20 protein-coding genes are annotated in these 19,732 nt (G+C 67.9%); 13 read left to right on the forward strand and 7 right to left on the reverse strand.

Annotation, left to right across the window (positions count from 1 at the left end):
• The first annotated feature begins 6 nt into the window (after window positions 1-6).
• Window positions 7-741 carry a lysozyme inhibitor LprI family protein gene (locus tag J5J86_RS18565; RefSeq protein ID WP_209100668.1) on the forward strand — a complete coding sequence of 245 codons (735 nt, stop codon included), beginning with the start codon at window positions 7-9 and terminating at the stop codon, window positions 739-741.
• Window positions 742-888: 147 nt separating this feature from the next.
• Window positions 889-1,812: a sugar kinase gene (locus tag J5J86_RS18570; protein WP_209100670.1), complete on the forward strand. Its 924-nt coding sequence runs from the start codon at window positions 889-891 to the stop codon at window positions 1,810-1,812.
• A 37-nt stretch (window positions 1,813-1,849) separates the two neighbouring features.
• Here the strand turns inward: J5J86_RS18570 and eda are convergent, their stop codons facing one another.
• Window positions 1,850-2,497: a bifunctional 4-hydroxy-2-oxoglutarate aldolase/2-dehydro-3-deoxy-phosphogluconate aldolase gene (gene eda, locus J5J86_RS18575; RefSeq protein WP_209100672.1), complete on the reverse strand. Its 648-nt coding sequence runs from the start codon at window positions 2,495-2,497 to the stop codon at window positions 1,850-1,852.
• A gap of 524 nt (window positions 2,498-3,021) precedes the next feature.
• Between eda and aztA the strand changes: the two genes are divergently transcribed.
• From aztA to J5J86_RS18595, 4 genes are all read left to right on the forward strand, one after another.
• On the forward strand, window positions 3,022-3,762 hold the full coding sequence (gene aztA, locus J5J86_RS18580) for a zinc ABC transporter ATP-binding protein AztA (RefSeq protein WP_209100674.1): 741 nt from the start codon (window positions 3,022-3,024) through the stop codon (window positions 3,760-3,762).
• A gap of 45 nt (window positions 3,763-3,807) precedes the next feature.
• Window positions 3,808-4,680 carry a metal ABC transporter permease gene (locus J5J86_RS18585; protein ID WP_209100676.1) on the forward strand — a complete coding sequence of 291 codons (873 nt, stop codon included), beginning with the start codon at window positions 3,808-3,810 and terminating at the stop codon, window positions 4,678-4,680.
• A gap of 107 nt (window positions 4,681-4,787) precedes the next feature.
• The gene (locus tag J5J86_RS18590) at window positions 4,788-5,762 is read left to right on the forward strand and encodes a metal ABC transporter substrate-binding protein (protein WP_209100678.1); all 975 of its coding nucleotides are present in this window, start codon (window positions 4,788-4,790) and stop codon (window positions 5,760-5,762) included.
• A gap of 101 nt (window positions 5,763-5,863) precedes the next feature.
• Window positions 5,864-6,934 carry a CobW family GTP-binding protein gene (locus J5J86_RS18595; protein WP_209100680.1) on the forward strand — a complete coding sequence of 357 codons (1,071 nt, stop codon included), beginning with the start codon at window positions 5,864-5,866 and terminating at the stop codon, window positions 6,932-6,934.
• A gap of 84 nt (window positions 6,935-7,018) precedes the next feature.
• Here J5J86_RS18595 and J5J86_RS18600 read toward each other — a convergent pair whose 3' ends face one another.
• A complete protein-coding gene (locus J5J86_RS18600) occupies window positions 7,019-8,404 on the reverse strand; it encodes a sodium:proton antiporter (protein WP_209100682.1) in 1,386 nt (461 codons plus the stop codon).
• A 229-nt stretch (window positions 8,405-8,633) separates the two neighbouring features.
• On the opposite strand from J5J86_RS18600, the gene leuS reads away from it, so the two are divergent.
• The 4 genes from leuS to J5J86_RS18620 all read left to right on the forward strand — a co-directional run bounded on the left by leuS (window position 8,634) and on the right by J5J86_RS18620 (window position 13,413).
• The gene (leuS, locus tag J5J86_RS18605; RefSeq protein ID WP_209100684.1) at window positions 8,634-11,252 is read left to right on the forward strand and encodes a leucine--tRNA ligase; all 2,619 of its coding nucleotides are present in this window, start codon (window positions 8,634-8,636) and stop codon (window positions 11,250-11,252) included.
• Window positions 11,239-11,784 (forward strand): hypothetical protein, encoded by a 546-nt coding sequence (locus tag J5J86_RS18610; protein ID WP_209100693.1) that lies wholly within the window; start codon window positions 11,239-11,241, stop codon window positions 11,782-11,784. Before leuS ends, J5J86_RS18610 begins: the two co-directional genes overlap by 14 nt.
• 5 nt (window positions 11,785-11,789) lie before the next feature.
• A complete protein-coding gene (gene holA / locus J5J86_RS18615; RefSeq protein WP_209100695.1) occupies window positions 11,790-12,815 on the forward strand; it encodes a DNA polymerase III subunit delta in 1,026 nt (341 codons plus the stop codon).
• A 145-nt stretch (window positions 12,816-12,960) separates the two neighbouring features.
• Window positions 12,961-13,413 (forward strand): hypothetical protein, encoded by a 453-nt coding sequence (locus J5J86_RS18620; protein ID WP_209100697.1) that lies wholly within the window; start codon window positions 12,961-12,963, stop codon window positions 13,411-13,413.
• A gap of 23 nt (window positions 13,414-13,436) precedes the next feature.
• Here J5J86_RS18620 and J5J86_RS18625 read toward each other — a convergent pair whose 3' ends face one another.
• The 3 genes from J5J86_RS18625 to J5J86_RS18635 all read right to left on the reverse strand — a co-directional run bounded on the left by J5J86_RS18625 (window position 13,437) and on the right by J5J86_RS18635 (window position 16,191).
• Window positions 13,437-14,801 carry an AmpG family muropeptide MFS transporter gene (locus J5J86_RS18625; protein WP_209100699.1) on the reverse strand — a complete coding sequence of 455 codons (1,365 nt, stop codon included), beginning with the start codon at window positions 14,799-14,801 and terminating at the stop codon, window positions 13,437-13,439.
• A 156-nt stretch (window positions 14,802-14,957) separates the two neighbouring features.
• On the reverse strand, window positions 14,958-15,632 hold the full coding sequence (locus J5J86_RS18630; RefSeq protein ID WP_247657697.1) for a LuxR C-terminal-related transcriptional regulator: 675 nt from the start codon (window positions 15,630-15,632) through the stop codon (window positions 14,958-14,960).
• Window positions 15,633-15,720: 88 nt separating this feature from the next.
• A complete protein-coding gene (locus J5J86_RS18635) occupies window positions 15,721-16,191 on the reverse strand; it encodes a secondary thiamine-phosphate synthase enzyme YjbQ (RefSeq protein WP_209100703.1) in 471 nt (156 codons plus the stop codon).
• Window positions 16,192-16,298: 107 nt separating this feature from the next.
• Between J5J86_RS18635 and J5J86_RS18640 the strand changes: the two genes are divergently transcribed.
• Window positions 16,299-17,249: an alpha/beta hydrolase gene (locus J5J86_RS18640; protein WP_209100710.1), complete on the forward strand. Its 951-nt coding sequence runs from the start codon at window positions 16,299-16,301 to the stop codon at window positions 17,247-17,249.
• Window positions 17,250-17,252: 3 nt separating this feature from the next.
• Here the strand turns inward: J5J86_RS18640 and J5J86_RS18645 are convergent, their stop codons facing one another.
• Entirely contained in the window at window positions 17,253-17,702 is a 450-nt protein-coding gene (locus tag J5J86_RS18645) for a hypothetical protein (RefSeq protein WP_209100711.1), read from the reverse strand.
• A gap of 87 nt (window positions 17,703-17,789) precedes the next feature.
• Window positions 17,790-18,419 (reverse strand): 2-hydroxychromene-2-carboxylate isomerase, encoded by a 630-nt coding sequence (locus J5J86_RS18650; protein WP_209100712.1) that lies wholly within the window; start codon window positions 18,417-18,419, stop codon window positions 17,790-17,792.
• Window positions 18,420-18,795: 376 nt separating this feature from the next.
• On the opposite strand from J5J86_RS18650, the gene J5J86_RS24615 reads away from it, so the two are divergent.
• Both J5J86_RS24615 and J5J86_RS18660 read left to right on the forward strand, forming a co-directional pair.
• Window positions 18,796-19,140, forward strand: coding sequence for a hypothetical protein (locus J5J86_RS24615; RefSeq protein ID WP_209100713.1), 345 nt, complete (start codon window positions 18,796-18,798; stop codon window positions 19,138-19,140).
• Entirely contained in the window at window positions 19,137-19,595 is a 459-nt protein-coding gene (locus J5J86_RS18660; RefSeq protein ID WP_209100714.1) for a phage holin family protein, read from the forward strand. Before J5J86_RS24615 ends, J5J86_RS18660 begins: the two co-directional genes overlap by 4 nt.
• The last annotated feature ends 137 nt before the right edge of the window (window positions 19,596-19,732 follow it).

Genomic DNA, 19,732 nt, shown 5'->3' on the forward strand with positions numbered 1-19,732 from the left:
GGGCGGATGGCGGCGGCGCGCCGGGAACGGGGAGGGGGCTGGAGGCGCGCCGGGCTCGGGCTGGCGGTGGGTCTCGCTGTGGGCGCCGGCCTAGTCCTGTTCGCGCAGGCGCGGCTCGCCCCGCTTGTGGTGACCTGGGTGAATGAGGTCCTTGGGGATCAAGCTCCCGCCGGTGGTCCCTCGCATCCGACCGGGCCGACGCCGGCGCAGGTGCTGACCCATCACTTGACCCCCCTGCCGGCGCGGGATCGCGCCTCCGAGCGTCCGCAGGAGGCCTCCGGCCCTGCCGCCGCCTGGCCGCTGGGAGAGCGCTGCCCGCGCGACACGCTGTTCCCGCGCGAGTTCAACCGCTGCCTCTTCGATGCGGTGCGCCTCAGCGACACCGTGCTGAATGCCGCGCTCGACACGGCCATCGAGGTGATCGAGGCGCGCGTCGATCTCATGCCCACCCAGCGCGCCCGCTGGAAGGGGCAGTTGCAGGAGACCCATTCGCGCTTCCTCCTGTTCCGCAACATGGATTGTCAGTCGGTCGCCCCCTTTGAGGGTGGCCGGGCCATCGGCAATTTCGAGCAGCGTTCGCTGTGCCTCATCGTGACCAATGAGCGGCGGGCGCAGGATTTGCGGCTGCGCTATGGCGAGGTGCCGCCCATCCCGACGGCGCCGGTGGCGGTGGCGCCGGTGGTGAATGTGGGCCTGCGCCCTGCCACCTGGCTCCAAGGCACCGCACCTCCGGTGGATTGAGGCTATCCGCCATTTGAAACGGTTAAGTTTCGCCCCTTAAGGGCTTGCGCCATGCGCCCGCTTGGCCAAAGGTGCGCCTCCAGATGGGGCCGGCCACGCCGGCCGATGCACGAAAAGGGCGCCCTGTGGCGGCCCTGGGGAGAGAGAATGGTTCAGGTTGTCTCGGTGGGCGAAGTGATGGTGGAGCTGGCGCGCGGTTCCGACGGCCGCTTCGGCCTCGCCTTTGGCGGCGACACGTTCAACACCGCCGTCTATCTCTCCCGCGCCGGCATCGAGACCTCCTATGCCACCGCGCTGGGCGACGATGCCTTCTCCAGCCAGATCCTGGATCTGGCCGCCGCCGAGGGGCTGACGGGGCGCACCGTGCTGATCGCCAAGGGGCGCGTGCCCGGCCTCTATCTCATCACCACCGACGACAAGGGCGAGCGCACCTTCCATTACTGGCGCGACAGCGCGCCTGCCCGCAGCCTGTTCGAGCTGGAGGGCTGGCAGGAGATCGCCCAGCAATTGGTGGAGGCCAAGGCGGTCTATTTTTCCGGCATCACCCTGTCGCTCTACACCAATACGGGCCTCGGGCGCTTTCTGGCGACGCTGGAAATGGCCGGCGAGCGGGGCGCCTGGCGGGTGTTTGACGGCAATTTCCGGCCCCGCGGCTGGGGCGGGGACCTCGGGCGCGCGCGCACCGTGTTCGCGGAGGCGCTGAAGCGGGCCTCGGTGGCGCTGCCCACCTTCGAGGACGAGGTGGCCCTGTGGGGCGATGCCTCGCCGCGCGCCACCATCGAGCGCATCACCACCTATGGCGTGTCCGAGGTGGTGGTGAAGAATGGGCCGGCGGGTGCCCTCGTCTATGCGGATGGGCAGACCATCGAGGTGCCGGTGGAGCGGGAGGTGAGGCCCGTGGACACCACGGGAGCCGGCGACAGCTTCAATGCCGGCTATCTCGCCGCCCGCCTGAAGGGCCAGAGCCCGCTGGAGGCGGCGCTCGCCGGCCATCGTCTGGCCGGCGAGGTGATCATGCATCGCGGCGCCATCATCCCCCGCGCCATCCAGGCCGGGGTCAGCGCCCACTGAGGGCGAAGACCCGGGCGCCCGGTCCGGGTCATCCCCTTCAACCGAGCTTGGCCGTCCGCTTGAGGACCGACGCCGCCTTGGCGAGGTCGCGGACCTTGCCGAAGCCGCCGGCGCGGATGGCATCGGCGGGCACCACCCAGGAGCCGCCCACCGCCACCACATTGGGCAGCGCCAGATAGCTTTCCACATTGGCCGGGCCGATGCCGCCCGTGGGGCAGAAGCGCAGGCCTGGCAGCGGGCCGGCGATGGATTTCAGGAACGGCACGCCGCCGGCCGCCTCGGCGGGGAAGAATTTCAGCACCTGGAAGCCCAGCGCCGAGAGCGCCATGGCCTCGCTGACGCTGGCGCAGCCGGGCAGGACCGGGACCGGGGCCTGGGCCAGATGCCGGGCGAAGTCCGGCGTGGTGCCGGGGCTCACCAGATAGGCGGCGCCCGCTTCCAGCGCGGCTTCCACATGGGCATTCTCGGTGACCGTGCCGGCGCCGAGGATGGCGCCGTCCACTTCCGCGGCAATAAGGCGGATGGCTTCCAGCGCCACCGGCGTGCGCAGCGTGACCTCGATGAGGGGCAGCCCGCCTTCCACCAGCGCCTGGGCGAGCGGCACCGCATCCTCCACCCGTTCAATGACGACCACCGGAATGACCGGGGCGCGGGCCACCAGCGGGAACGGATCGGGCAAGCTCATGGGCGTTCTCCCTTGGAGCGCGTGGGCTCGATGGCTCTCCATCCAGCCGGACGACGGGCTCCCTCGCATGTCAGAGGCGGAGTATAGGCTAAATCGATTGAATCTTGCCCTCTCCGGTGCGCGAACGCGCAGCGCAGGTGTTGAAGCGCACCGGCGGGCACATGTCGAGGCCTGTGTTGAAAGTCGAGGCCTATGGCGAAAACCGCCGGTGCCGGCCGCGTCGATGCCGGTCTGCCCTTTGGTTATGTCTGAACAGCGCTGGACAGACAAAATGATACTCTGTATCAAAGACTCATGTCTTCGACTGTTCCGACCCTTGCCAAGCCGTCCGAGCCAGCGCGCACGGCGCTTGCCGGCCCGGACCGCGCCGCGTCGCGGGGGCGCGGGCACGTGCACGGCGGGGCCTCGCGCCGGGAGGTCCGCTTGCCTCGCCTCTCGGCGCTGAGGGCCTCGCTTGGCGTTCGGCTCGCAGTGGTGACGGTGCTGTGCGCAGTCATGTGGGTGGCGATCCTGTGGGTGGTGGCATGAGCGCTCCCGTGCTGCATTTCCATGACCTGACGCTCGGCTATGAGCGCCATCCCGCCATCCATCATTTGGACGGCGCGGTGGAGGAGGGGGCCCTGCTGGCCGTGTGCGGCCCCAACGGTGCTGGCAAGTCCACGCTGATGAAGGCCATTGCCGGCGTGCTGCGGCCCTTGAGCGGCTCCATCGAGCGGGCGGGCATTGGTCCGCGCGAGATCGCCTATCTGCCCCAGGGGGCGGAGGTGGATCGCTCCTTCCCCATCAATGTCTATGACCTCGTCTCCATGGGCCTGTGGCGCAAGCGCGGCCTGTTCGGCGGCATCGGCCGCGCCGACCGGGATCGCATCCGGGAGGCGCTGGCCGCCGTTGGCCTGGAAGGCTTCGAGGCGCGCCCCATCGGCACGCTTTCGGGCGGGCAGATGCAGCGCACCTTGTTCGCGCGCCTGCTGCTCCAGGATGCCCGCCTGATCCTGCTCGACGAGCCCTTCACCGCGCTCGATGCCAAGACCGTCTCGGACCTCGTGGACCTGGTGCGGCGCTGGCATGGGGAAAAGCGGACGGTGCTCGCCGTGCTGCATGATTTCGAGCTGGTGCGGGCGCATTTCCCGCAGACGCTCCTTCTTGCCCGTGGCCCGGTGGCCTGGGGCGAGACCCGCGATGTTCTGGCGCCCGAAAATCTCCTGAAAGCCCGCCGCATGGGCGAGGCCTGGGACGAGGATGCCACCCCCTGTGCGGCGGCCTGACTGGTCGTCCTCCGCCGGATATTTGCCCGGCCGCCTGGATCTGTGATGAACCCTTACGACACGCTCATCGCCCCGTTTGCGGAATTCGAGTTCATGCGCCGCGCTTTGGTGGGCGTGTTCGCGCTGGCGCTCGGCGCGGGTCCTGTGGGCGCTTTCCTGATGCTGCGCCGCATGAGCCTGACGGGCGATGCCATGGCCCATGCCATCCTGCCCGGTGCGGCGGTGGGCTTCCTGTTCTCGGGCCTCGATCTCTTCGCCATGACGCTGGGCGGGCTCACCGCCGGCGTGGTGGTGGCGGTGGGGGCGGGCGTGATCGCGCGGGCCACCGAGATCAAGGAGGACGCTTCGCTCGCGGCCTTCTACCTGATCTCCCTGGCGCTGGGCGTCATGATCGTCTCGCTGAAGGGCTCGAACGTGGACCTGCTGCATGTCCTGTTCGGCACCGTGCTCGGCCTCGACGACCCGACCCTGATCCTGGTGGCTGGCATCGCCACCCTCACATTGGTGGCGCTGGCCTTCATCTGGCGGCCGCTGGTGCTGGAATGCGTGGACCCGGCCTTCCTGTCCTCGGTGAGCCGGGCAGGTGGGCCGAGCCACATCATCTTCCTGGCCTTGGTGGTGATGAATTTGGTGGGCGGCTTCCATGCGCTCGGCACTTTGCTCTCGGTGGGCCTCATGATGCTGCCCGCCGCCACCGCCCGCTTCTGGGTGCGGGATCTCACGCCCCTCGTGGTGGTGGCCACCCTCATCGCATTCGCCAGCGGGGTCCTGGGGCTGCTGGTGTCCTACCATCTGGGCACCCCCTCGGGCCCGTCCATCATTCTCGTGGCCGGGGTCGCCTATGCGGCCTCGGTCGTGTTCGGCCCTGCCGGCGGGCTTCTGCCCCGGCGCTGGCCGCAGCGTCATCTGGAGGCCTGAAACCGGAGGCCTGAGCGCGAAACGCTCGCTTCTGTGACGACCCGCCGGACGCCCCATGGGGCGCCCGAACGACCTTTCCTGTCCTGACCGATCACGGAGATCGACCCATGACCTTGACCCGTCGTGCCGTTCTGGCCGCTGCGCTGGCGCTGGCCAGCGTTCCGGCCCTTGCCCAGACCAGCCCCGCGCCGGCCTCTGCCGCCACCGACGCCAAGCTGCCGGTGGTGGCCTCCTTCTCCATCCTTGGGGATTTCGTGAAGAATGTGGGCGGCGACCGGGTGGCTGTGACCACCATTGTCGGCCCCAACAGCGACACCCACGTCTACCAGCCCACCCCCGCCGACGCGAAGAAGCTCGCCGGTGCCAAGCTGATCTTCGTCAACGGCCTCGGCTTCGAGGGCTGGATGGACCGCCTCATCAAGGCGTCCGGCTCCAAGGCGACCGTGGTGGTGGCCACCAAGGGCATCACCCCGCGCGAGCGCACCGCCACCGAGCCGCAGGATGACGATGACCACGACCACGGCAAGGGCAAGAAGCACGCCCATGACCACGGCCCCATCGATCCCCATGCCTGGCAGTCCATCGCCAATGCCAAGGTCTATGTGGCCAATATCCGCGATGCGCTGATCGCCGCCGATCCCGCCGGCAAGGCCGTCTACGAGGCCAATGCCGCCGCTTATACCCAGAAGCTCGATGCCCTCGAGGCCGACGCCAAGGCAGCCATCGCCGGCATTCCCGCCGATCGCCGGGTCATCATCACCAGCCATGACGCCTTCGGCTATTTCGGCGATGCCTATGGCCTGAAGCTGCTGGCGCCCGAGGGCGTGTCCACCGAGAGCGAGGCCTCCGCCAAGGATGTCGGCCGCATCATCCGCCAGATCAAGGCACAGAAGGTGCCGGCGGTGTTCCTGGAGAACGTCACCAATCCCAAGCTGGTGGACCGCATCGCCAAGGAAAGCGGCGCCAAGGTGGGTGGCGAGCTTTATTCCGACGCCCTGTCCGATGACAAAGGCCCTGCGCCCACCTACATCGACATGGTGCGCTATAACCTGCGCGAACTTTCGGGGGCCCTGTCCTCCTGAGAGTGAGCCGGGGGGCGCCATCTCAGATTTCCGGCCGGTGCGGTGCTCCCGCGCCGGCCATCGACCATCTAGCGGGCGCAAGGCCCGTGCTGGAGTACCCCATGGCCGCTTCCGAGAAGATCCCTGTCACCGTGCTCACCGGCTATCTGGGCGCCGGAAAGACCACCCTCCTCAACCGCATCCTGTCCGAGCCGCACGGCAAAAAGTTCGCCGTGATCGTGAACGAGTTCGGCGAGATCGGCATCGACAATGACCTCGTGGTCGGCGCCGACGAGGAAGTGTTCGAGATGAACAACGGCTGCATCTGCTGCACCGTGCGCGGTGACCTCATCCGCATCATCGACGGGCTGCTCCGCCGCAAGGGTGGATTCGACGGCATCATTGTCGAGACCACGGGTCTTGCCGATCCGGCCCCCGTCGCCCAGACCTTCTTCGTGGACGAGGAGATGGGCGCGCGCACCAAGCTCGACGCGGTGGTGACGGTGGCCGACGCCAAGTGGCTCACCGACCGCCTGAAGGACGCGCCGGAGGCCAAGAACCAGATCGCGTTCGCCGACGTGATCCTGCTCAACAAGACCGATCTCGTGAGCCCTTCGGAACTGGCCGAGGTGGAAGGCCGCATCCGGGCCATCAATCCCTATGCCAAGCTGCACCGGACGCAGAAGTCGCAGATCGACGTGGGCGAGGTGCTCAATCGCGGCGCCTTCGACCTCGACCGCATCCTGAGCATCGAGCCGGCCTTCCTGGAAGAGGACGACCATCACCACCATGACCACGAGCATGGCCCGGACTGCGGCTGCGGCCATGACCATCATGACCACGGGCACCACCACGATCACGGCCATTCCCATGGCGGCCTGAAGCATTTCCACGACGAGGACATGCAGTCCGTGTCGTTCGCCAGCGAGAAGCCGCTGGACCCGGAGAAGTTTTTCCCCTGGGTGCAGAATCTGGTCGCCACCGAGGGGCCGAACATCCTGCGCTCCAAGGGCATCCTGGCCTTCAAGGATGATCCGGACCGCTTCGTGTTCCAGGGCGTCCACATGATCCTGGATGGCGACCACCAGCGCCCCTGGAAGCCTGACGAGGCGCAGACCTCGCGCATCGTCTTCATCGGCCGCAAGCTGGACGAGAAGGCCCTGGAAGAGGGCTTCCTGTCCTGCGTCGCCTGATCGGCGCCACCTGAAACGAAGAAGGCCGGGCCTCTGAGCGGGGCCCGGCCTTTTTCGTGCGCGGCGCCCCGGTGGGGGCGACGGTCAGAGAAAATACAGGAAGGTCAAAAGCGCGAAGCAGGGCAGGAGAAAAACGCAGGACCAGACCATGTAGCCGAAGAAGCTCGGCATCTTCACGCCCCGGTGCCGCGCGATGGACAGCACCATGAAATTGGGCGCGTTGCCGATATAGGTCATGGCCCCCATGAACACCGCGCCGGCCGAGATGGCCTCCAGCGTCACCGCCAGCGGACCCATGAGCGTGTGGGCATCGCCGCCCGCCAGGTTGAAGAAGACGAGATAGGTGGGCGCATTGTCCAGGAAGGAGGACAGGGCGCCGGTCAGCCAGAAATACCAGACATTCACCGGCTCGCCCGCCGGCCCCGTCACCAAATGCACCAGCGGCGCGAAGGCACCCTCCGCGCCAGACTTCAGGATGGCGATCACCGGGATGATGGTGAGGAAGATGGCGGCAAAGAGCTTGGCCACCTCCCGGATAGGCTCCCAGTCAAAGCCGTTGCGCTCCCGCACCAGCTTTGGCGTGATGGCGATGGACAGGAGGGCGATGGCGATCAGCAGCACGTCGCGGGCGATCCACTGCAATTCCACATGGGTGCCGTAGATGTTGAAGCTGATGCCCGGCTTCCAGAGCGCGCTGAGCAGGATGGCGCCGATGATGCCCATCAGGAGCGGCACGTTCTGAAGCCCGCGCACGGTCACGCGCTCGGTGTCGGGGGTGGGGTCGCGCAGGGGCTTTTCCTCGCGGGCATAGAAATAGCGGTCGAGGCAGTAGAAGACCGCGAGCAGGAGGCCCGCCACCACCACCGTGTCGTGGAAGAGGTGGGTGGTGGTCCAGAAGAAGCTGACCCCCTTCAGGAAGCCCAGGAACAAAGGCGGGTCGCCGAGCGGCGTCAGGGAGCCGCCGATGTTCGATACCAGGAAGATGAAGAACACCACCGTATGGACATTGTGGCGGCGATTGTCGTTGGCGCGCAGCAGGGGCCGGATCAACACCATGGAGGCGCCGGTGGTGCCGATCAGCGAGGCGATCACCGTGCCGAAGGCAAGGATGGCGGTGTTGGTGGCCGGACTGCCATGGATGTTGCCCACCACCAGGATGCCGCCCGACACGGTGAAGAGCGCGAACAGCAGGATGATGAAGGGAATATATTCCAGGAGCGCAGCGTGAACCACCTCATGCGCAGTGAGGTTCGGGCCCTGCAGCAGCGCGAACGGCACCAGGAAGGCAAGACCCCAGAACAGGGCCACCTTGCCGTAATGATGATGCCAGAAATGGCCCGCCAGCAGCGGGAAGAGGGCGATGGACAGGAGCATGCCGGCAAATGGGATCGCCCAGAGGGGCGACAGGGACGCACCGTCGATCACCGGCGCCCCGGGCGCCGCCGCCTGCGCCGCGAAGGGAAGAAGCATCGCCGCGAGCGCTGCCGCCGCACCAGAACCCCAACGGATCCAACGCCAATCCTGCACCCGGCCCCTCCCTTAACCCGCCACCTCATATGCGCCGGACGATGCCCCATACCGCGTCCGCTGCATAGGTCTTTCGCCGTGCCGTCCCATGTGCACGGGCGCGTTGCGCTGAAGGTTGACCCAGACGCCGCTTTCATGTCCTAGTCCGCGCGCCTTTGGATCCGCAGAAGACATGAGCACAGACCGTTACAACGCGCGCGAAGCCGAACCCCGCTGGCAGAAGATCTGGAAGGAGCGCGGCATTTTCCGCACGCGCAACGACGATCCGCGCCCGAAATTCTTCGTCATGGAGATGTTCCCCTATCCGTCGGGGCGCATCCATATCGGCCATGGGCGCAATTATGTGATGGGCGACGTGCTGGCGCGCTACAAGCGCATGCGCGGCTATAATGTCCTCCATCCCATGGGCTGGGACGCCTTCGGCCTGCCGGCCGAGAATGCCGCCATCGAGCGCGGCATCCATCCCAAGGCCTGGACCTACGAGAACATCGCCTCCATGAAGGAGCAGCTGGAGCTGCTCGGCCTGTCGCTGGACTGGAACCGCGAGGTCGCCACCTGCGACCCCTCCTATTATGTGGAGCAGCAGCGCATCTTCCTGGATTTCCTGGAGCACGGCCTCGCCTATCGCAAGGAGAGCGAGGTCAACTGGGACCCGGTGGACAATACCGTGCTCGCCAACGAGCAGGTCATTGACGGGCGCGGCTGGCGCTCGGGCGCCGTGGTGGAGCGGCGCAAGCTCGCCCAGTGGTTCCTGAAGATCACTGACTTCTCGCAGGACCTGCTGGACGCCCTCGACACGCTCGACCGCTGGCCGGACCGCGTGCGCCTGATGCAGCGCAACTGGATCGGCCGCTCGGAGGGCCTGGAAGTCCTGTTCGAGCTGGACAAGGCCACCGCCCGCGACCGCGCCCCAGGCGTCGGCGCGGTGAAGGTCTATACCACCCGTCCCGATACCTTGTTCGGCGCCTCCTTCCTGGCGCTGTCGGCGGACCACCCGCTGGCCCGGTTGCTGGGCGCCAAGGACAAGGCGCTCGACGCCTTCATCGCCGAGTGCAAGACCGGCGGCACCTCCGCCGAGGCCATCGAGACGCAGGAAAAGAAGGGCTACGACACCGGCCTGAAGGTGGTGCATCCGCTGGATGCCAGCCGCACCGTGCCGGTCTATGTGGCCAATTTCGTGCTGATGGACTACGGCACCGGCGCCATCTTCGGCTGCCCGGCCCATGACCAGCGCGACTTCGACTTCGCCCGCAAATATGGCCTGCCCATCACGCCGGTGGTTCTCCCGCCGGGGGCGGATGCCGCGACCTTCGCGCTGGGCGACGAGCCCTATGACGGCGACGGCACGCTGTTCAATTCCCAGTTCCTGGACGGCATGGATGTCGCCGCCGCCAAGGAGGCGGTTGCCCGCCAGCTGGAGCGCTTCCGGGTGGAGGGCGAGCCGCAGGGCACGCGGCGGGTGAATTTCCGCCTGCGCGACTGGGGCATTTCCCGCCAGCGTTATTGGGGCTGCCCCATCCCGGTCATCCATTGCGAGGCCTGCGGCGTCGTGCCGGTGCCGCGTGACCAGCTGCCCGTGGAACTGCCGGATGACGTGACCTTCGACCGTCCCGGCAATCCGCTCGACCGGGCCAAGGCCTGGCGCGACGTGCCGTGCCCCAAATGCGGCGCCCCCGCCCGGCGCGAGACGGACACCATGGACACCTTCGTGGATTCGTCCTGGTATTATCTGCGCTACGCCTCGGACAATGTGGAGCGCCCGCTGGACAAGGCGGCGGTCGCCCATTGGCTGCCGGTGGACCAGTATATTGGCGGCATCGAGCATGCCATCCTGCACCTGCTCTATTCGCGCTTCTTCACGCGGGCGCTGAAGGCGTGTGGCCGGGTGGATGTGAGCGAGCCTTTCGCCGGCCTCTTCACCCAGGGCATGATCGTCCACGAGACCTATAAGGACCAGGCCGGCCGCTGGCTGTTCCCCGAGGAGGTGAAGCTCCTCGGCAACGGCAAGGCGGTGAAGGTGGACACCGGCGAGGACGTGGTGGTCGGCCCGCCGGAGAAGATGTCCAAGTCCAAGAAGAATGTGGTGCCCCCCGAAGTGGTGGCGGACACCTATGGCGTGGACTGCGCCCGCTGGTTCATGCTCTCCGACACGCCGCCGGAGCGCGACAGCGAGTGGACCCAGTCCGGCATTGAGGGCGCCTGGCGCTTCGTCCAGCGCATCTGGCGTCTGGTGCACGAGGCCAAGGAGCTGGGTACGGACGGCACCGCTCCGGAGACGTTCGGGCCGGAGGCGCTGGCCCTGCGCCGCGCGTCGCACGCCTTGGCCGCCACCGTCGCCGACGATGTGGAGCGCCTGCGCTTCAACGTGGCGGTGGCCCATGTGCACGAATTCGCCAATGCCTTCGGGCAGGGCGTGTCCGCCGCCCGTGCGGGGACCGAGGCCGGCCTTGCCTATGCCCTGCGCGAGGCGGCCGAGATCGTGGTGCGCGTGGTCGCTCCCATGACGCCGCACCTGGCCGAGGAATGCTGGGCCTCGCTCGGCAAGGAGGGCCTTGCCGCCGAGGCGCCCTGGCCCGAGCATGACCCGGCCCTTCTGGTGCGCAACACCGTCGTGCTGCCGATCCAGATCAATGGCCGCAAGCGCGACGACATCGAAGTCTCGCGCGACGCCACCCCGGCCGAGATCGAGGCGGCGGTGCTCGCCATGGAAACTGTGCAGCGCGCCCTCGACGGACGCCCGCCGAAGCGTATCATCGTGGTGCCACAGAGGATCGTGAATGTTGTCGCCTGACCGCGCCGCGCTGCTCGTCCGCCTCGCCTTTGTCGGCGCCGCTTCCGCGGCGCTGGCCGGCTGCTTTCAGCCCATGTACGCCACCAACACCACGGTGGCGGGGCCAAGCCTTCAGAACAAGCTGAAGGATATCGAGATCGTGAAGATCGACGGGCGGCTCGGAAACGACCTGCGCAACGACCTGATCTTCAACCTGACCGGCGGGAGCGGCAATCCCACCAATGTGCCGTACAAGATGCTGATCACGGTGAAGTCGTCCTCCACCTATGCCATCGTCGATACCGCCTCCGGCCTCCCGGAAGCCAAGACGGTGCGCGTCCAGGGCGATTGGAAGCTGCTGAAGTCGGGCGAAGAGGACAAGCCGCCGATCGCCAGCGGCTCGGCCGCAGCTTCCTCGTCCATCGATGTGAGCGTGGAGCGCTTCGCCAATTACAGCGCCACCCGCGATGCCGAGACCCGCGCGGCCTTGACCCTGTCGGAGATGATCAAGGCCCAGCTGGCCGCCTATTTCGTCAAGAATCCGGGATCCTGACGCCCATGGTGGCGGTGCGCGCCGGGGACGCGGAGACCGCGCTATCCCGGCGCGATCCCAAGCGCCCCGTCATCCTCCTGTTCGGCCCCGACACCGGCCTCGTGCGCGAGCGCGCCGAGGGCGTGGTGCGGCGCGCCGTCCCGGACATGGCTGATCCCTTCGCCGTGGTGCGCCTGGATGGCGACGAACTGGCCTCCGATCCCCGCCGCCTCATCGACGAAACCCGCACCATCGGCCTGTTCGGCGGCCAGCGTGTGATCTGGGTGAAGGCCGGCAGCCGCAACATCGTGCCCGCCTTGGAGCCCGCCCTCTCGCCGCCCTGCGACGCGCTGGTGGTGGTGGAGGCGGGGGATCTCAAGCGCGGCGCGCCCCTGCGCAGCCTGTGCGAGAATTCCCAAGCCGCGTTGGCCATCGCCTGCTATGCGGATGGCGAGCGGGACCTCGCCCGCCTCGTGGACACCATGCTGGGCGAGGCCGGGCTCACCATCGACCGCGACGCCAAGGAATTGCTGGTCTCCCTCATCGGCGGTGACCGGCTGGCCTCGCGCGGCGAGATCGCCAAGCTCGCCCTTTACGCCAAGGGGCAGGGGCGGGTGACGGCCGAGGATGTGCGCCAGGCCGTGGGCGATGCCTCGGCGCTGGCCCTCGACGATGTGGTGGATGCGGCGCTGGCGGGCGATGCCACCTCCGCCGCCGCGGCGCTGGCCAAGGCCTGGGGCGCGGCCAACCGGCCCGATGCCATTCTCGGCGCCCTGCTGCGCGGCCTCACCAGCCTGCACCAGATGGCGCTGGCGGTGCAAAGCGGCACCAGCATTGACCGGGTGCTGGACCAGCAGAAGCCGGCGGTGCACTTCTCCCGCAAGCCCTATCTGGAGCGCGCCTTGCGGGGCCTGTCGGCCGACCAGTGTCTTCGGGCGCTGCTGATGGCCGATGACGCCATCCTCGCTGCCCGGCGCAACGCGCAGATGGGCGAGGTGATCGCCGAGCGCTGCGTCCTCCAGATCGCCTTGCGGCGGCGGGACCTGGGCTGATCAGGCGGGCTGGCCCAGCGTTTCGGCCACTTTTCGCCATTCGGGGCAAGCCTGGGCGGTGCCTTATGTTGATGGTGGCGCAGGGGAGGGCTTGGCCGTACCCCTTTGCCCGCATGACCGCGTCCACGCATGCCAGGAGTGCCGCATGAACTGGATATTGCCCGAGCGCATCGACAATCATTTTCCCGGCCATCGTGCGGTGGTGGCGGTGTTCGCCGCCATCACGCTGATGACGCTCGGCCGCAGCTTCTTCCACATCCTGGCACCCGATGGCGGCGCCCAGTCCGTGGCGCACATCCCGCTTACGACCTTCTCGCCCGTGCAGGCCGGTCAGGCCGTGATCTTCGTGTTCGCGCTGTGGGGGCTGTCCCAGCTGATGATGGGCTTTGTCTATGTGGTCGCCCTGGCGCGCTACCGGGCGCTGATCCCGCTGCTGCTGATCCTGATGTTCCTGGAATATTGCGGCCGCTACCTGATCGGTCATTTCCGTCCGCTTGACCTGACCGGCACGCCGCCCGGCAAGATCCTGGATCACGTCATGATCCCGCTCTCGCTGGTGCTGCTCTATTTCAGCCGGCCCGCCTTCGGGCGGCGCTGACCCCGGTTGTCAGGGCCAGTTGATCAGCCCTTCGCCTTGGCCAGCTCGCCGAAATGGCCGCGCATCTGGAGATAGGCCAGGAGCGCGAGGCCGGGAATGCCGGCCACAACGGTGATGGCGAAGAAGAGCGGCCAGCCGGTCGCCTCCGCGATGAAGCCGCCACCGGAGGCGAGGAACGTCCGGCCGACCGCGGTCAAGGCGGTCAGCAGGGCATATTGGGTGGCCGTGTGTGCCCGCGCGCCGCACAACGCCGAGATATAGGCCACGAAGATCACCGTGCCGATGGCGCCGGTGAAGTTCTCCACCACGATGGCAGCGGTCAGGAAGGGCACATTGGGCCCGATTAGCGCCTGGACGGAAAAGACAAGGTTGGAGAGCGTCTGGAGGATGCCGCCGATCCACAGGCAGGCCACCAGCGGCCGGGTGCGCGCCAGCGCGCCGCCGGCAAAGCCGCCCGCCAGCGCCGCGATCAGGCCCACGCCCTTCACGATGCCCGCATAGGTGGCCTTGTCGAAGCCGATGGAGATGACGAAGGGCGCGGTGAGCACGCCGGCAAAGGCGTCGCAGAATTTGTAGAGCAGGACGAAGGCGAGCACGGCGATGGCTTGGGGCCGGCTCAGGAATTCGGTGAAGGCGCTGATGGCGGTGGCCACCACCCGCTGCACCGCGCCGCCCGGCTCGCCCTTTGCCGCGCCGTCGTGGCGCACAGGGCCTTCCGGCTCGCGGGCGAGCAGGGTGGCGAGGATGCCGAGCCCCATGCAGCCCGCCGCCGCCACATAGCCCCACATCCACACCTGAGCCCGTGGGATGCCCTTCAGCTCGAGCGCCGCCACCAAAGCGATCACGCCGGCGCCCGAGACCAGCATGCCGATGCGATAGGCGGCCACATAGCCGGCCATGCCGGCGGCCTGCTCGGAGGTATCGAGCCGCTCCACGCGGAAGGCGTCCACCACGATGTCCTGGGTGGCGGAAATGAAGGCCACCGCCACCGCGCCGGCGGCCACCATCAAGGGCGCGGCCACCGGGTTCTGGAAGCCGAGAAAGAGTATGGCCGCGAGCAGCAGCAATTGGGTGGCCAGCAGCCAGCCCCGCCGCCGGCCGAGCCAGCGCGAAAGGAGCGGCACGTCGAGCGCATCCACCACCGGCGCCCAGAGGAATTTCAGCGTGTAGGGCAGCCCCACCAGGGAGAACAACCCGATGGTGGAAAGATTGACCCCCGATTCGGTCATCCAGACCGAAAGCGTGGTGCCGGTGAGGGCCAAGGGCAGGCCGGAGGAGAAGCCCAGCAGGATCACCACCAGCACGCTCGGGCGGAAATAGACCGCCACTGCCTCCAGCCAGGGGGCGCCTCGGGTGGGGGCGGCGGGCTCGCTCATAGGCTCGCTCATGGGCGGATGGGGCTCCAGGTGGCCGCGGGTGGCAAGAATGCGGGCAAGACTTCCGGGTCCCGCGCCCACGGCCTGTCAGGACCGCGACGCAGGGGACCTGACCACCATGGCGCCATTTGGTTCAGAATGCGTAGCCATGCGCCGATTGGGCCGACCTCAAGCCTGACCCTGGCTCCACAGGCCCGATTCCACCTTGGAGACGGCGATGACCGCCTGGGTGCGGCTTTCCACCCCGAGCTTCTGCAGGATGGCCGACACGTGCGCCTTCACGGTCGCCTCGGAGACGGAGAGCTCGTAGGCGATCTGCTTGTTGAGGCGGCCCTCCGACAGCATCATCAGCACCCGCACCTGCTGCGGGGTCAACGTGGAGAGGCGGGCGATGATGGCGTCCGTTTCCGCATCGGAGCGGGTGGCGAGGTCCACGTCCGGCGGCGACCAGGCGCCCCCCGCCATGACGGCGGCGATGGCATCGCGCATGCCGGCAGTGCCCAGCGTCTTCGGGATGAAGCCGGAGGCGCCGAGGTCCAGGCAGCGGCGGATCACCGCCGGCTCCTCATTGCCGGAGACCACCACCACTGGCACGCCGGCATATTGGGCGCGCAGATAGATGAGGCCGGAAAAGCCCCGCGCGCCGGGCATGGTCAGGTCGAGAAGGACGAGGTCGAAGTTGGAATCCTTCTCCAGCGCCGCATGCAGGTCGTCGAACGTGCCCATCTCGACGATTTCGGCGGCGGGATAGAGGGCGGTCACGGCCTCGCGCAGGGCGCCGCGAAACAAAGGGTGGTCGTCGGCAATGACAAGCCGGATGGCGTTTTCGGCCGCTTCTCCCAACGAGACCTCCCCCCGGCCGCGCATCGGCGGTCCATTTCAATTCTGAGCCGTTCTATTTTGATTCGCCCGCCCGCCGCACGCAAGCCGATCAAGCCTCCGCGCAATCCCCGAGGAAGGACAGGACCACCTCGCGGGCGTGGGGCCGGTCGCGATGCTCGATGAGATAGACCCCTTGCCAGGTGCCCAGCAGCGGCGCGCCCTGCGCCACCGGTATGGCAAGGCCAGTGTCGGTGAGCATGGTGCGGATATGGGCGGGCATGTCGTCTGGCCCCTCCACATCGTGAACCCAGCGCCCGGAGCGCGGCGCGAGGCTATCGAGCGCGGTCAGAAGGTCGGTGCGCACGTCCGGATCGGCGTTTTCCTGGATGGTGAGCGAGGCCGAGGTGTGGCGGCAGAAGAGATGGGCGAGGCCGGTGCCCGCGCCGATCTCGCGCAAGAAGGCGCGCAGTTCGCGGGTGATGTCGGTGAAGCCTTGCCCACGGGTCTGCACGGTGAGCACCGCTTGCGCAGAGGTCGGCGCGGCGATGCGTCGCGCGGGTGTCCGGGAAAGGTCAGCCATTCCACCTCCTTCTGCGGCTGCGGCCTTGACGGCGCCGCCTCGGGTCTCAATCTGCCCTGAGCCGCGCCGAGGGGGGAAGCCCCGGCGTGCCGGGAGACGAAACAAGCATGATCGAGCTGAGGGAAGAGGCGTTCGCGCCGGCAGCGGTGGGTGCGGGCACGCGCATGGTCAACGAGGCCATCATCAAGGCGCTGAGCGCCATTCCCAATCGCGGCGAATTGCCCCCGGCGGTGATCCGCAAGGCCCGGCTGGAGGGCAAGGGACCCTTTCCCCTGCCGCCGGAAAGCCCCCATGCCAGCACGCTCGAGATCCAGGCGCCCCATGGGCCCGTGCGGTTGCGCATCTATATGCCCGCGGCTGCGCCCCTGGGCGTCTACCTGCATATTCATGGCGGCGGCTGGACGCTGGGCTCCCCCCGGGAGAATGACGGTTCCAACGACCGTATCGTGACCCGCACCGGCTGGGCCGTGGTCTCCGTGCAGTATCGCCTCGCCCCCGAGCATCCCTATCCCGCCGCGCCTGATGATTGCGAGGCCGCCGCCATCTGGCTGGCGCGGGAGGCGCAGGCGCGCTTCGGCACCACGCGGCTCGCCATTGGCGGCGAATCGGCCGGCGGGAATCTTGCGGCCGCGACCCTGGTGCGCCTGCGCGACCGGCATGGCCTTACGCCCTTTGCCGGGACGATCCTCACCGCCGGCTGCTTCGACCTGCGCCTCACCCCCAGCGCCCGCCAGTTCGGCGACACGCCTTTGGTGCTGAACACCGCCGATATCCACCGCTTCGTGCGCTATTACCTCTCCAGCGGCGGGAGCCCGGAGGATGCGGATGTCTCGCCGCTGCTCGCCGACCTTGCAGGCCTGCCCCCGGCGCTGTTCCTGGTGGGCACGCGCGACGCCCTGCTGGACGACACGCTCTTCATGGCCGGGCGCTGGATGGCGGCGGGCAATGGTGCCGAACTGATGGTGGCGCCGGGCGGATGCCACGTCTTCACCCACTTTCCCGGCACCCTGACCGACCAGGCCGTGGCGCGCTTCGACGCGTTCCTCGCCTCGCTCTAAAGATCAGGTGGGGTTGGCGGGCTCGCCGGCGCGCAGATTGTCCAGCATCTGCTTCAGCCGCAGCATCAGGCGCTCGGCATAGTCCATGGCCGCGTCGAGATGGGACTCGTCCGGCAAAGCCGGCTTCTCGCCGGCGGCGGGCTTGCCGCCCTGAAGGGTCTCCACCTGCTGCTGAAGGCGGCCGATCTCCGCCTCATAGGCGTCCCGCGTGTCCGGCACCGCCTCGCAGACATAGGCGCCGCTGGACCGGCCGCAGAAGGAGACCTTGCCGGTGACGGTGTCGAGCTTCAACGCGCCGCCGTCCACGGGCACGAAATTGTAGCGGGCCGGCGCACCGGGCGGCGGAGGGGCGGGGGGCGCCGGCGGGGGCGGCGCGATCTGGGCCAGAGCCGGCGCCGCGGCGAGCGCGAGCACCGTGCAGGCGGCGAGGGCGGGGGCCGGGATACGGAGCATCGGGCACCTTCTTGGCTGTCAGAGCGGGGCCATCAGACCATGCCCCGAGATCGGGGCCGAAGCGCGGCGCCCCGCAGGGGCCGCACCCTATTCCTTGGGCACGAATCGGAAGGCGGAGCGGCCGGAGGAGAGCGCATCATCCAGCAGGTCGATGCGGTCCTGGCCCCAGAACACCTCCCCGTCCAGCACATAAGAGGGGGCGCCAAACACGTCGTTGGACAGGGCCAGCGCGCGGTTCTCCGCATAGGCCGCCGTGATCTCCTCGCCCTGCGCCCGCGCCACCAGATCGGCGCCCGGCAGGCCGGCTTCCGTGACTATGGCGGCGAGGCTCCCGGCATCGGCCAGATTCTCCTGCTTCTGCCAGACGGCCGAGAACATCCGCGGCAGCAGGGTGTCGACGGACAGATCGGCGTCCAGCGCGGCCATCACGGTGCGGTCGGCGAGGGTGGCGTCGAACGGCCAGAAGCGAGGATGGAGATGGAAGTCGACGCCCCGCTTCACCCGCCAGCGCTGCATTTCCACGATGCGATAGCGCTGGCGCTCCGGCGCGCGCTTGGCGAGCGGCAGGCCACCTGTTTCGGCGAACACGGGACCGAGCTCCACCGGCCGCAGGCGGACTTCGGCCCCATGGCGCTGCGCCACCTCCATGAAAGGGGCGTGGCCAAGGAAGGACCAGGGGCTGGCGAGGGAGAAGAAATAATCGATGGTTCGGTTCATGGGCGCCTCCGCCCCCTGTTTTATCGGCCCCACCCGTCCGCGCCAATCGGCACGCCGCAGATGGATGGATATTGCTATTAACACATGAAATAAATGTATATATATTTCAACGTGTTGAATTACGGATGTAGACTTTCCCGCGTCCTGCTGCCGGACTGTCTCGTTCCATGCGGCGGACATATCGGGCCCTTGATGGGGCGACCCCTCAGACCGGCGCGGAACAATCCGCCCGTGCCCTATCTTTTGTGGGGAGGATCGGGCATGGCGTCGCTGGTCCCTGTATGGCGGGTGACAGGGACGGTGGCCTGTTGCAGTCTTCGCAGGCGCTGAACGCAGCCGGATCCCTGGAGCGGCTCATATCAGTGAGGAGTGGGCGATGGCGGCACGGAGCCGGAAATCCGAATTGAATGCGCTCAAGGCGGAACTGGCCGGGGTGCCGGTCTCGCCTGCGCCCGTGGAAGAGCCGGCCGAGCAGATCGCCGCCGAAGCCGAGGCGCTGGCCGCGGCAGATGTTGCCGCCGAAAGCGCGGCGGCCTTGGCGGATCGGGCGGGAGAGGCCCTCTCCAATGCGAAGGCGCGCGTGAAGGACGAGGCCGGCGCGGCGGTGGCCGGCGTCAAGCGCAGGATCGAGACCGCCGTCATCGCCCGTCCCCTGGCGGGTGTGGCGGTGGCATTCGTCATAGGGCTCATGCTGGGCCGGGGACGGGGACGAGACAGATGAAAGTGGACAATATGGTGCGCACCCTGCGGGTGCTTTTGCGCGCCAATACCATCATCGCCGACATCTATCTGCGCAATGCCCTCGCACGGGCGGGCATCTATGCCTTTGCCGGCCTGATCGCCGCGTTCGGCCTGCTGATGCTGGGCATCGGCCTGTTCTTCGCGCTCGAACAGCTCTGGGGGCCGGTCTGGGCCGCCGTGGCGGTGGGCGGCGGCAATGTGGTGCTCGCCCTCATCCTCGCCCTGGTCGCCGCGCAGGTGAAGCCGGGCCGCGATCTGGAATTGGCCAATGAGATCAACCAGTCGGCCATGGACGCGCTCACGGTGGAACTCAAGAGCATCGAGCAGGACGTGCGCGGCATCACCAATATCGTGCGCAATCCGCTGGATTCGGCGCTGTCCGGCATGCTGGTGCCGGTTCTGGGAATGGTGCTGAAGGCGCTGCGGGGCAAATAGTGCCGAAAAACCGGGCGCCTGGAGTGGTGCAGCGTTTCGGGTGGTGCAGCGTTTCGGCGACGCGCCGCAGCGCTCTATCTCTGTGTTTTAACGCGTTTTTTGCGAGACGCGGTTCCCGCTTCGTCTGGAACTGTGCG

This window comes from Aquabacter sp. L1I39 (assembly GCF_017742835.1).
In the GTDB taxonomy this organism is placed as follows: Bacteria; Pseudomonadota; Alphaproteobacteria; order Rhizobiales; family Xanthobacteraceae; genus L1I39.